The 12,505-nt window shown below is 56.1% G+C and carries 12 protein-coding genes; all 12 read left to right on the top strand.

Going from position 1 to position 12,505, the window contains the following annotated elements:
- Positions 1–73: 73 nt before the first annotated feature.
- Entirely contained in the window at positions 74–631 is a 558-nt protein-coding gene (frr, locus tag RRF55_RS09710; RefSeq protein ID WP_002889308.1) for a ribosome recycling factor, read from the top strand.
- Between the two features lie 228 nt (positions 632–859).
- Positions 860–2,062, top strand: coding sequence for a 1-deoxy-D-xylulose-5-phosphate reductoisomerase (gene ispC, locus RRF55_RS09705; protein WP_002889310.1), 1,203 nt, complete (start codon positions 860–862; stop codon positions 2,060–2,062).
- Positions 2,063–2,299: 237 nt separating this feature from the next.
- On the top strand, positions 2,300–3,058 hold the full coding sequence (ispU, locus tag RRF55_RS09700; protein WP_002889316.1) for a (2E,6E)-farnesyl-diphosphate-specific ditrans,polycis-undecaprenyl-diphosphate synthase: 759 nt from the start codon (positions 2,300–2,302) through the stop codon (positions 3,056–3,058).
- Between the two features lie 12 nt (positions 3,059–3,070).
- Complete coding sequence (gene cdsA / locus RRF55_RS09695; RefSeq protein WP_002889318.1) at positions 3,071–3,928, top strand: phosphatidate cytidylyltransferase; 858 nt, start codon at positions 3,071–3,073, stop codon at positions 3,926–3,928.
- Positions 3,929–3,939: 11 nt separating this feature from the next.
- Positions 3,940–5,292, top strand: a complete 1,353-nt coding sequence (gene rseP, locus RRF55_RS09690) for a sigma E protease regulator RseP (protein ID WP_004177358.1) — start codon at positions 3,940–3,942, stop codon at positions 5,290–5,292.
- Between the two features lie 31 nt (positions 5,293–5,323).
- Positions 5,324–7,753 (top strand): outer membrane protein assembly factor BamA, encoded by a 2,430-nt coding sequence (gene bamA / locus RRF55_RS09685; RefSeq protein WP_004177357.1) that lies wholly within the window; start codon positions 5,324–5,326, stop codon positions 7,751–7,753.
- Positions 7,754–7,874: 121 nt separating this feature from the next.
- Positions 7,875–8,360 (top strand): molecular chaperone Skp, encoded by a 486-nt coding sequence (gene skp, locus RRF55_RS09680; protein WP_002889325.1) that lies wholly within the window; start codon positions 7,875–7,877, stop codon positions 8,358–8,360.
- 3 nt (positions 8,361–8,363) lie between these two features.
- Positions 8,364–9,389: a UDP-3-O-(3-hydroxymyristoyl)glucosamine N-acyltransferase gene (gene lpxD / locus RRF55_RS09675; protein ID WP_004147159.1), complete on the top strand. Its 1,026-nt coding sequence runs from the start codon at positions 8,364–8,366 to the stop codon at positions 9,387–9,389.
- A 105-nt stretch (positions 9,390–9,494) separates the two neighbouring features.
- The gene (gene fabZ, locus RRF55_RS09670) at positions 9,495–9,950 is read left to right on the top strand and encodes a 3-hydroxyacyl-ACP dehydratase FabZ (protein WP_004145858.1); all 456 of its coding nucleotides are present in this window, start codon (positions 9,495–9,497) and stop codon (positions 9,948–9,950) included.
- A gap of 3 nt (positions 9,951–9,953) precedes the next feature.
- A complete protein-coding gene (gene lpxA, locus RRF55_RS09665) occupies positions 9,954–10,742 on the top strand; it encodes an acyl-ACP--UDP-N-acetylglucosamine O-acyltransferase (RefSeq protein WP_004178647.1) in 789 nt (262 codons plus the stop codon).
- The gene (gene lpxB, locus RRF55_RS09660; RefSeq protein ID WP_004177355.1) at positions 10,742–11,893 is read left to right on the top strand and encodes a lipid-A-disaccharide synthase; all 1,152 of its coding nucleotides are present in this window, start codon (positions 10,742–10,744) and stop codon (positions 11,891–11,893) included. The genes lpxA and lpxB overlap by 1 nt, the downstream gene beginning before the upstream one ends.
- A complete protein-coding gene (gene rnhB, locus RRF55_RS09655; protein WP_002889376.1) occupies positions 11,890–12,489 on the top strand; it encodes a ribonuclease HII in 600 nt (199 codons plus the stop codon). The genes lpxB and rnhB overlap by 4 nt, the downstream gene beginning before the upstream one ends.
- Positions 12,490–12,505: the final 16 nt, after the last annotated feature.

Genomic DNA, 12,505 nt, shown 5'->3' with positions numbered 1-12,505 from the left:
GACTATACTTAGCTCATTTTCCGACGGGTGTCCCGTCTGGTCTGACTGAGACAAGCTTTCAAGGATTCGTAACGTGATTAGCGATATCAGAAAAGATGCTGAAATCCGCATGGAAAAATGCGTCGAAGCATTCAAAAACCAAATCAGCAAAATTCGCACGGGTCGTGCTTCTCCGAGCCTGCTGGACGGGATTGTTGTTGAATACTACGGTACTCCGACCCCGCTGCGCCAGCTGGCCAGCGTCACCGTCGAAGACTCCCGTACCCTGAAAATCAACGTCTTTGACCGTTCTATGTCCGCGGCCGTTGAAAAAGCGATCATGGCCTCCGACCTCGGTCTGAACCCAAGCTCTGCCGGCAGCGATATTCGTGTCCCGCTGCCGCCGCTGACCGAAGAGCGTCGTAAAGACCTGACCAAGATCGTGCGTGGTGAAGCCGAGCAGGCGCGCGTTGCCGTGCGTAACGTTCGCCGTGACGCCAACGATAAAGTCAAAGCGCTGCTGAAAGAAAAAGAGATCAGCGAAGATGACGATCGCCGTTCTCAGGACGACGTGCAGAAAATGACTGACGCCGCCATCAAAAAAGTTGACGCGGCGCTGGCAGACAAAGAAGCGGAACTGATGCAGTTCTAATGCTCTGCCCTTACTCGGGCCAGACAGGCTCTGGCCTGAGTAAAATCTGAAACGCCGTACAGAAGACTGTACGCTCAATTCTCGGGATTGCGTTGCAACCGCTGGCCTTGTAGCCTTTAGCGCTTAGTTGAAGGCCTAATGCCGCCGTCTCATCCCCGATAGTTGCTGCGTAGGGGCTTGCTGGCGGCGTTTTGCTTTTTATTCTGTTTCCACTCTTCTGGACGTCTCATGAAGCAATTAACCGTTCTCGGTTCGACCGGCTCCATTGGCTGTAGCACGCTGGACGTGGTGCGCCATAACCCTGGTCGCTTTTCCGTCGCCGCGCTGGTCGCGGGGAAAAACGTTGACCGTATGGTTGAACAATGCCTGGAATTTACCCCCCGTTACGCGGTGATGGACGATGCGCAAAGCGCTGAGCGGTTGCGCACCCGTCTGCATGAGCATGGCAGTCGCACCGAGGTGCTGAGCGGCCAGCAGGCGGCGGCAGAGGTCGCGGCGCTGGATGAGGTCGATCAGGTCATGGCGGCAATCGTCGGCGCGGCGGGACTGGTGCCGACGCTGGCGGCGATCCGCGCCGGGAAAACGGTATTGTTAGCGAATAAAGAATCGCTGGTGACCTGCGGTCGCTTATTCATGGAGGCGGTGCAACAGTCGGGGGCGCGATTGCTACCGGTCGATAGCGAGCATAACGCTATTTTTCAGAGTATGCCGGAGACAATTCAGCAGCATCTGGGATACGCTGATCTTGCCCGGAATGGCGTCTCGTCAATCCTGCTGACCGGCTCCGGTGGGCCTTTCCGCGAGACGGCCGTGGCTGAACTGGCGGCGATGACCCCGGATCAGGCCTGCCGTCATCCCAACTGGTCGATGGGGCGCAAGATCTCCGTCGATTCGGCCACGATGATGAACAAAGGCCTGGAATATATTGAAGCGCGCTGGCTGTTTAACGCCTCGGCCCAGCAGATGGAAGTGCTGATCCATCCGCAGTCGGTGATCCACTCGATGGTTCGCTATCAGGATGGCAGCGTGCTGGCCCAGCTTGGGGAGCCGGATATGCGCACGCCGATCGCCCATACCATGGGCTGGCCGCAGCGACTGAATTCCGGCGTTAAACCGCTGGACTTCTGTCAGTTGAGCAATCTGAGCTTCTCCGCGCCGGACTATACGCGATATCCGTGCCTGAAGCTGGCGATGGACGCGTTTGACGTCGGCCAGGCCGCGACCACGACGCTGAATGCGGCTAATGAAGAGTCGGTTGCCGCGTTTCTGCATGGCGATATCCGCTTTACCGATATTGCGGCGGTTAACCTGGCGGTGCTGGATAAGATGGACCTGCAGGAGCCGCAAAGCATTGATGATGTTCTGGTTATCGACGCCGAGGCGCGCGCAATCGCTCACCAGCAGCTGCAGCGGTTGGTTGCGCAGGCGTAACGCGGTGATATTTGTGGGCGCAAGGCTTCGGTGATATAGTCTGCGCCACCCGATCGTTGCATTTTGTTGTTAAAGATTACGGTGGCCGTGACAAAACACGGCTTTTTTGCGTAAAGCTTTTGGTTGTTCTCTGCGATTGGCTGCAGCCCCGGCACCGGATAAAAATGCGTATCCAGCGCGGCCCGGTGGCCTCTGTTTGGTGGCTAGTTAATCCTTATTATGGACTTAAAACGCGTGATGTTGTCTGCTAATCAAACTGTCAGCGAAATATCGCCCACCCATGGCTGCCGTCATGTCGCCATTATTATGGATGGCAACGGCCGTTGGGCGAAACGGCAAGGTAAAATTCGCGCTTTCGGGCATAAGGCCGGTGCGAAATCCGTGCGTCGCGCGGTCTCCTTCGCGGCGAATAATGGGATTGAGGCGTTAACGTTATACGCGTTCAGCAGCGAAAACTGGAACCGTCCGGCTCAGGAAGTCAGTGCGCTGATGGAACTGTTCGTCTGGGCGCTGGATAGCGAAGTCAAAAGCCTGCACCGACACAATGTGCGTCTGCGGATTATTGGCGACACCACGCGCTTCAATGCGCGCCTGCAGGAGCGGATCCGCAAAGCGGAAGCGCTAACCGCAAACAATACCGGCTTAACGCTGAATATTGCAGCCAATTACGGCGGTCGCTGGGATATTACCCAGGGCGTTCGTTTGCTGGCGAAACAGGTACAGGACGGGACGCTGCTGCCTGAGCAGATCACGGAAGACATGCTGAGTCAGCAGGTCTGCATGCATGAACTGGCTCCCGTTGATTTAGTTATTAGGACCGGGGGAGAGCACCGAATAAGTAACTTTCTGATTTGGCAAATTGCCTATGCCGAACTTTACTTTACGGATGTTCTTTGGCCCGATTTTGCTGAACAGGACTTTGAAGGTGCACTCCATGCCTTTGTTAATCGAGAGCGTCGTTTCGGCGGCACTGAGCCGGGTGGCAGTCATGCCTGATGGGGGTCACTTTTGCTGAAGTATCGCCTGATATCTGCTTTCGTCTTAATCCCCATCGTCATTGCGGCATTGTTTTTATTGCCGCCGATGGGCTTTGCTATCGTCACCCTGGTGGTCTGTATGCTCGCCGCCTGGGAGTGGGGACAACTGAGCGGTTTTACCTCGACGTCGCAGCGGGTTTGGCTGGCGGTGCTGTGCGGCCTTCTGCTGGCGGCGATGCTTTTTCTGCTGCCTGAATACCACTATGACGTTCATCAACCGATGGTTGAAGGGTCGCTATGGGCCTCTTTTGCCTGGTGGATCGTCGCGTTACTGCTGGTGCTCTCATACCCGGCGTCGGCGGCATTCTGGCGCCACTCTAAGGTGCTGCGCCTCATCTTCGGCATTCTGACCATCGTCCCGTTTTTCTGGGGCATGCTGGCGCTGCGCGCCTGGCACTATGCCGATAACCACTATAGCGGCGCGCTGTGGCTGCTGTACGTCATGATCCTGGTGTGGGGCGCGGACTCTGGCGCCTATATGTTTGGTAAAATGTTTGGCAAGCACAAGCTGGCGCCGAAGGTCTCACCGGGTAAAACCTGGCAGGGCTTTTTTGGCGGTTTGCTGACCGCGGCAGTGATTTCCTGGGCCTACGGCGTGTGGGCCCATCTTGACGTCACGCCGACGGTGCTGCTGGTTTGTTCGGTGGTGGCGGCCCTGGCTTCGGTGCTGGGCGACCTGACGGAAAGTATGTTTAAGCGCGAGGCCGGCATTAAGGATAGCGGGCACTTGATTCCCGGACATGGTGGTATTCTCGATCGTATCGACAGCCTGACGGCGGCGGTACCGGTCTTCGCCTGTCTGCTACTGTTGGTCTTCAGGACGATTTGACGGAAGGTTATATGCTGAGCGTGCTCTGGAATCTGGCGGCTTTTATCATTGCGCTTGGCGTACTGATTACGGTGCATGAGTTTGGCCATTTTTGGGTGGCGCGCCGCTGCGGTATCCGGGTTGAGCGTTTTTCTATCGGCTTCGGCAAAGCGCTGTGGCGGCGGATGGATAAGCAGGGCACAGAGTTCGTCATCGCCCTGATCCCACTGGGCGGCTACGTCAAGATGCTGGATGAGCGTGTTGAAGCGGTGGCGCCGGAGATGCGTCACTATGCCTTCAACAATAAAACCGTCGGTCAGCGTGCGGCGGTGATTGCCGCCGGCCCCATCGCTAACTTCATTTTCGCTATCTTTGCTTACTGGCTGGTCTTTATCATCGGCGTTCCCGGCGTGCGGCCGGTGGTGGGTGAAATAACACCCAATTCGGTTGCCGCGCAAGCACAAATTGCAAAAGGAACGGAACTTAAAGCGATAGATGGTATCGAAACGCCTGATTGGGATGCGGTGCGTCTGCAGCTGGTGGCCAAAATCGGCAACCCGCAAACAATAGTTACCGTCGCCCCTTTCGGGACCAATCAGCGCCAGGATAAAATCGTCGATCTGCGGCACTGGTCGTTTGAGCCAGACAAGCAAGATCCCGTGACCTCGCTGGGGATCCAGCCGCGCAGCGCGCAGATTGATACGGTGCTGGCTGAGGTTCAGGCGGGATCGGCAGCCCAGAAAGCGGGTTTGCAAGCGGGCGACCGGATCGTTAAAGTCGATGGTCAACCGTTAACGCAGTGGATGACGTTTGTTAATCTGGTGCGCGATAATCCGGGCAAAGCGCTGGCGCTGGAGATTGAACGGCAGGGGAGTGCGCTGCCGTTAACCCTGACGCCGGATGCGAAAACGGTGAAAGGTAAGGCGGAAGGGTTCGCAGGGGTGGTGCCAAAGGTCATCCCGCTGCCTGAAGAATACAAGACAGTACGTCAGTACGGACCGTTTGCCGCCATCGCTGAAGCCACGGATAAAACCTGGCAGCTGATGTCGCTGACGGTCAGGATGCTGGGTAAATTGATAACCGGTGATGTCAAACTGAACAACCTCAGTGGGCCGATCTCTATCGCTCAGGGGGCTGGAATGTCAGCGGAGTTTGGGTTGATTTATTATCTGATGTTCCTGGCGCTGATTAGCGTGAACCTCGGAATCATCAACCTGTTCCCTCTACCCGTACTGGATGGGGGACATCTGCTGTTTTTAGCGATTGAAAAGCTGAAGGGCGGGCCGGTATCCGAGCGAGTTCAAGACTTTAGTTATCGCATTGGCTCAATACTGCTGGTGCTGTTAATGGGGCTTGCACTTTTCAATGATTTCTCTCGGTTATAAGAGAGTTTGTTAGGAAGAACGCATAATAACGATGGCGATGAAAAAGTTGCTCATAGCGTCGCTGCTGTTTAGCAGCGCGACTGTATACGGTGCTGAAGGGTTCGTGGTGAAGGACATTCATTTCGAAGGCTTGCAGCGTGTCGCTGTTGGTGCGGCCCTCCTCAGTATGCCAGTGCGTCCTGGCGATACGGTGACCGACGATGATATCAGTAACACTATTCGCGCGCTGTTTGCCACTGGCAACTTCGAGGACGTCCGCGTCCTGCGCGATGGTGATACCCTGCTGGTGCAGGTGAAAGAGCGTCCGACGATCGCCAGCATCACCTTCTCCGGCAACAAGTCGGTGAAAGATGACATGCTCAAGCAGAACCTTGAGGCCTCAGGCGTTCGGGTGGGCGAGTCGCTTGACCGCACGACCATCGCGGATATCGAGAAGGGTCTTGAAGACTTCTACTACAGCGTCGGTAAATACAGCGCCAGCGTCAAAGCAGTCGTTACGCCGCTGCCGCGTAACCGTGTCGATTTGAAGCTGGTCTTCCAGGAAGGCGTCTCCGCAAAAATTCAACAGATCAACATCGTCGGCAACCATGCGTTTTCGACCGATGAGCTGATCTCCCACTTCCAGCTGCGCGATGAGGTGCCGTGGTGGAACGTGGTCGGCGACCGTAAATACCAGAAGCAGAAGCTAGCGGGCGACCTTGAAACCCTGCGCAGCTACTACCTGGATCGCGGCTATGCCCGTTTCAACATCGATTCTACCCAGGTCAGCCTGACTCCGGATAAGAAAGGGATCTACATCACCGTCAACATCACCGAAGGCGATCAGTACAAGTTTTCCGGAGTGCAGGTGACGGGCAACCTTGCTGGCCATTCCGCGGAAATCGAAGCGCTGACTAAAGTTGAGCCAGGCGAACTGTACAACGGCGCGAAAGTGACCAAGATGGAAAACGACATCAAGAAATTGTTGGGTCGTTATGGTTACGCCTATCCGCGCGTGCAGTCGCAGCCGGAGATCAACGACAGCGATAAAACCGTTAAGCTGCACGTTAACGTCGACGCAGGCAACCGTTATTACGTGCGTAAAATTCGCTTCGAAGGCAACGACACCTCTAAAGATGCCGTACTGCGCCGCGAAATGCGCCAGATGGAAGGCGCATGGCTGGGCAGCGACCTCGTCGATCAGGGTAAAGACCGTCTCAATCGTTTAGGTTTCTTTGAAACGGTGGATACTGATACCCAGCGCGTGCCGGGCAGCCCGGACCAGGTCGACGTTGTCTACAAGGTGAAAGAGCGTAACACCGGTAGCTTCAACTTCGGTATCGGCTACGGCACCGAGAGCGGCGTCAGCTTCCAGGCGGGCGTTCAGCAGGATAACTGGTTAGGTACTGGCTATGCTGTCGGGATCAACGGTACCAAAAACGACTACCAGACCTATACCGAGCTGTCGGTGACCAACCCGTACTTCACCGTAGACGGTGTAAGCCTCGGCGGTCGTGTCTTCTATAATGACTTTGATGCGAACGATGCGGATCTGTCTGACTATACCAACAAAAGCTATGGTACAGACATTACGCTGGGCTTCCCGGTCAACGAATACAACACGCTGCGCGCCGGCGTCGGTTATGTGCATAACTCCCTGTCCAATATGCAGCCGCAGGTGGCAATGTGGCGTTACCTTAACTCGATGGGCCAGTATCCGGACAACACCAACGACCGGAACTCGTTCAGTGCGAATGACTTCACCTTCAACTACGGTTGGACCTATAACAAGCTTGACCGCGGCTTCTTCCCAACGGAAGGTTCGCGCGTCAACCTGAACGGTAAGGTGACCATTCCGGGCTCAGACAACGAGTACTACAAAGCGACGCTGGATACCGCGACCTACGTGCCGATCGACAACGATCATCAGTGGGTAGTACTGGGTCGTACGCGCTTTGGTTATGGCGATGGTATCGGCGGCAAAGAGATGCCGTTCTATGAGAACTTCTATGCCGGTGGTTCCAGCACCGTGCGTGGCTTCCAGTCGAACACCATTGGTCCGAAGGCGGTGTACTTCCCGTCGAGCAGCCGTCATGATGGCGACAGCGGCTATACCAACGACTGTAAGAGCACCGAATCCGCACCGTGTAAATCCGATGATGCGGTGGGCGGTAACGCCATGGCGGTGGCCAGCCTGGAGCTGATTACCCCGACGCCGTTTATTAGTGACAAATATGCGAACTCGGTCCGGACTTCCGTCTTCTGGGATATGGGTACCGTATGGGATACTCACTGGGATTCGAGCGCGTACGCTGGATATCCGGATTACAGCGATCCGAGCAACATCCGTATGTCTGCGGGTATTGCCGTGCAGTGGATGTCGCCGTTGGGGCCGTTGGTCTTCTCCTACGCCCAACCGTTCAAAAAGTACGATGGAGACAAAGCCGAACAGTTCCAGTTTAACATTGGTAAAACCTGGTAATTGTTGGCGGCAACGGAATGCAAGTGCAGTATAGCGCTGACCGTAGGCGATAACGCGTTTATCGCCTCGCCACGCAAATAACGGTACCCCTGGGTACTCATGGGATGGTAAGGAGTTTATTGTGAAAAAGTGGTTATTAGCTGCAGGTCTGGGTTTGGCAATGGTAACTTCCGCTCAGGCGGCAGATAAAATTGCCCTGGTGAACATGAACAGCCTGTTCCAACAGGTTGCCCAGAAAACTGGCGTTTCCAACACGCTGGAAAACGAGTTCAAAGGCCGCGCTAGCGAACTGCAGCGTATGGAAGGCGACCTGCAGTCCAAAATGCAGCGTCTGCAGTCCATGAAGCCGGGCGCCGATCGTACCAAACTGGAAAAAGACGTGATGGCACAGCGCCAGACCTTCTCCCAGAAAGCGCAGGCGTTTGAACAGGATCGCGCACGTCGTTCCAACGAAGAGCGTGGCAAACTGGTTACCCGTATCCAGACTGCCGTACAGAGCGTAGCGAAAGATCAGAGCATCGATCTGGTGGTTGACGCGAATGCCGTTGCATATAACAGCAGCGATGTAAAAGACATCACCGCTGATGTGCTGAAACAGGTTAAATAAGTAATGCCTTCAATTCGACTGGCTGATCTCGCGCAGCAGTTGGATGCAGAATTACACGGTGATGGCGATATCGTCATCACCGGCGTTGCGTCCATGCAGAGCGCGAAAACGGGCCAAATCACTTTCATGGTCAACCCTAAGTACCGTGAGCACCTGGCCGCTTGCCAGGCTTCTGCCGTTGTGATGACGCAGGATGATTTACCTTTTGCCCATAGCGCCGCGCTGGTAGTGCGTAACCCCTACCTGACCTACGCGCGCATGGCTCAAATTCTGGATACCACGCCGCAGCCGGCTGAGGATATCGCGCCGAGCGCGGTCATCGATCCGTCGGCGAAGCTGGGTAGCAACGTTGCCATCGGCGCCAACGCGGTTATCGAATCCGGCGTAGTGCTGGGCGATAACGTAGTTATCGGCGCAGGCTGCTTCGTTGGGAAAAATACGAAAATAGGCGCCGGCTCGCGTTTGTGGGCTAATGTGACCGTTTACCATGAGATTGAGATCGGCGAGAATTGCCTGATTCAGTCCAGCACGGTGATTGGCGCGGATGGCTTCGGCTACGCTAACGATCGCGGTAACTGGGTAAAGATCCCGCAGCTGGGTCGCGTCATTATTGGCGATCGCGTGGAGATTGGCGCCTGCACCACGATTGACCGTGGTGCGCTGGACGATACCGTGATTGGCAACGGGGTTATCATTGATAACCAGTGCCAGATTGCGCATAACGTGGTGATTGGCGACAATACCGCGGTCGCTGGCGGCGTTATCATGGCGGGCAGCCTGAAAATTGGCCGCTACTGCATGATTGGCGGCGCCAGCGTGATTAACGGCCATATGGAAATCTGCGATAAGGTCACCGTCACGGGGATGGGGATGGTGATGCGTCCTATCAGCGAACCTGGCGTATATTCCTCCGGTATTCCGCTGCAGCCGAACAAGGCGTGGCGTAAAACCGCTGCGCTGGTGATGAATATCGACGAGATGAGCAAGCGCCTGAAAGCGATTGAGCGCAAGGTTAATCAACAAGACTAATTCATCATTTGGTCACATGACATTTCCGGCCTGTTGCATTCGCTAAAAGATTGCCGCAGGCCGTGTTATTATTGCCTTTTAGTACATTTAGACAGGAAGAGTATTTTGACTACTGACACTCATACTCTGCACATTGAAGAGATTCTGGAACTTCTGCCTCACCGTTACCCGTTCCTGCTGGTAGACCGCGTGCTGGATTTTGAAGAAGGTCGTTTTCTGCGCGCAGTAAAAAATGTTTCTGTAAACGAGCCGTTTTTCCAGGGGCACTTCCCTGGTAAGCCGATTTTGCCGGGCGTCCTGATTCTGGAAGCAATGGCGCAAGCCACCGGGATTCTGGCGTTCAAAAGCGTCGGAAAACTGGAACCAGGCGAGCTGTACTACTTCGCGGGTATCGATGAAGCACGCTTCAAACGCCCGGTAGTACCAGGCGATCAGATGATTATGGAAGTCACTTTCGAGAAAACCCGCCGCGGCCTGACCCGTTTCAAAGGCGTTGCGCTGGTTGACGGTAAAGTGGTTTGCGAAGCGACGATGATGTGTGCGCGTAGCCGGGAGGCCTGATACGTGATTGATAAAACCGCTTTTGTTCATCCTACCGCCATTGTAGAAGAAGGCGCCGTGATTGGCGCTAACGTCCACATTGGTCCGTTTTGTATTGTTGGCGCTAACGTCGAAATCGGCGAAGGCACCGTGCTGAAGTCTCACGTTGTCGTTAACGGCCACACCAAAATCGGCCGTGACAATGAGATCTATCAGTTCGCTTCCATCGGCGAAGTTAACCAGGATCTGAAATATGCTGGCGAACCGACCCGGGTGGAAATTGGCGATCGCAACCGCATTCGCGAAAGCGTCACCATTCATCGCGGCACAGTACAGGGCGGTGGATTAACAAAGGTGGGCAACGATAACCTGCTGATGATCAACGCCCACGTGGCGCACGATTGTACGCTTGGCGATCGCTGCATTCTGGCCAATAACGCGACGCTCGCGGGCCATGTTTCGCTGGATGATTATGTCATTATCGGCGGCATGACGGCGGTGCATCAGTTCTGCGTCATTGGCTCACACGTTATGGTTGGCGGCTGCTCCGGCGTGGCGCAGGACGTTCCGCCGTTCGTAATTGCCCAGGGCAACCATGCGACGCCGTTCGGCGTTAACATCGAAGGGCTGAAACGCCGCGGCTTCAGCCGGGAAGCAATCACCGCGATCCGCAACGCGTATAAACTGCTGTACCGCAGCGGCAAAACGCTGGAAGAAGCCAAGCCGGAAATCGCCGAACTGGCTGCTCAGCATCCTGAGGTTCAGCCGTTTGTCGATTTCTTCGCTCGTTCTACCCGCGGCTTGATTCGTTAATGGCTGAACAGCGTCCCCTGACGATTGCCCTGGTCGCCGGAGAAACCTCCGGCGATATTCTAGGCGCTGGTCTCATCCGCGCGCTTAAAGCACGCATCCCGAATGCGCGCTTTGTCGGCGTGGCGGGGCCGCTAATGCAGGCGGAAGGGTGCGAAGCCTGGTATGAAATGGAAGAGCTGGCGGTGATGGGCATTGTTGAAGTGCTCGGTCGCCTGCGTCGCTTACTCCATATTCGCGCCGATTTGACCCGCCGCTTCGGCGAGCTGCGTCCCGATGTCTTCGTCGGCATCGACGCCCCTGACTTTAATATCACCCTCGAAGGAAATCTGAAAAAGCAGGGCATCAAAACCATTCACTACGTCAGCCCGTCGGTCTGGGCCTGGCGACAAAAACGCGTTTTCAAAATCGGCAGATCCACCGATCTGGTGCTGGCCTTTCTGCCTTTCGAAAAGGCGTTTTATGACAAATTTAACGTCCCCTGCCGCTTTATCGGTCATACCATGGCGGATGCGATGCCGCTGGATCCTGACAAAGGCGCTGCGCGCGACCGGTTAGGGATCCCGCACAGCGTGCGCTGCCTCGCTCTGCTACCCGGCAGCCGCGGCGCGGAAGTCGAAATGCTTAGCGCCGACTTCCTGAAAACCGCGCAGCTTCTGCGCACCACCTATCCCGATCTGCAGGTGGTGGTGCCGCTGGTTAATGCTAAACGGCGGGAGCAGTTTGAGCGTATTAAAGCTGAGACGGCGCCGGATATGATCGTGCATATGCTGGACGGTCAGGCGCGCGATGCAATGATCGCCAGCGACGCCGCGCTGCTGGCCTCCGGGACGGCAGCGCTGGAGTGTATGCTGGCGAAATGCCCGATGGTGGTTGGCTACCGGATGAAGCCGTTCACCTTCTGGCTGGCGAAGCGGTTGGTAAAAACCGACTACGTCTCGTTACCGAACCTGCTGGCCGGTCGCGAACTGGTTAAAGAGCTGCTGCAGGATGAGTGCGAGCCCCAGGCGCTGGCAGCCGCTCTGCAGCCGCTGCTGGCCGATGGCAAAACCAGCCATGAGATGCATGAGACGTTCCGCGCCCTGCATCAGCAGATCCGCTGCAACGCCGATGAGCAGGCGGCGGACGCCGTACTGGAGTTAGCAAAACAATGATGGAGTTCGTCTATCCGCATACCCATCTGGTTGCCGGCGTCGATGAGGTCGGGCGTGGCCCCCTGGTTGGCGCGGTGGTGACCGCGGCGGTGATCCTCGATCCGGCGAAGCCGATTGTGGGTCTGAATGATTCCAAAAAACTCAGCGAGAAGCGTCGTCTGGCGCTGTTCGATGAGATTAAAGAGAAAGCGCTGTGCTGGAGCCTGGGGCGCGCCGAGCCGCACGAAATCGACGAGCTGAATATTCTGCATGCCACTATGCTGGCGATGCAGCGCGCCGTCGCCGGCCTGAGCATTGTTCCTGAGTTTGTCCTGATCGATGGCAACCGCTGTCCGTCGCTACCGATGCCCTCCCAGGCGGTGGTGAAAGGCGACAGCCGGGTGGCAGAAATCAGCGCAGCGTCTATTCTGGCAAAAGTCACTCGTGACGCCGAAATGGCCACGCTGGACCTCGCATTTCCCCACTACGGATTTGCCCAGCATAAAGGCTATCCCACCGCTGTTCACCTGCAGAAGCTGCAGGAACACGGCGCAACAGAGCATCACCGGCGCAGTTTTGGCCCGGTGAAGCGTGCCCTGGGCCTGGCGTCCAACTAAGTCACCGGGATCTTAA

Source organism: Klebsiella sp. K47 (assembly GCF_051858335.1).
In the GTDB taxonomy this organism is placed as follows: Bacteria; Pseudomonadota; Gammaproteobacteria; order Enterobacterales; family Enterobacteriaceae; genus Klebsiella; species Klebsiella pneumoniae.
This window is presented reverse-complemented; position numbering and strand designations above follow the sequence as displayed.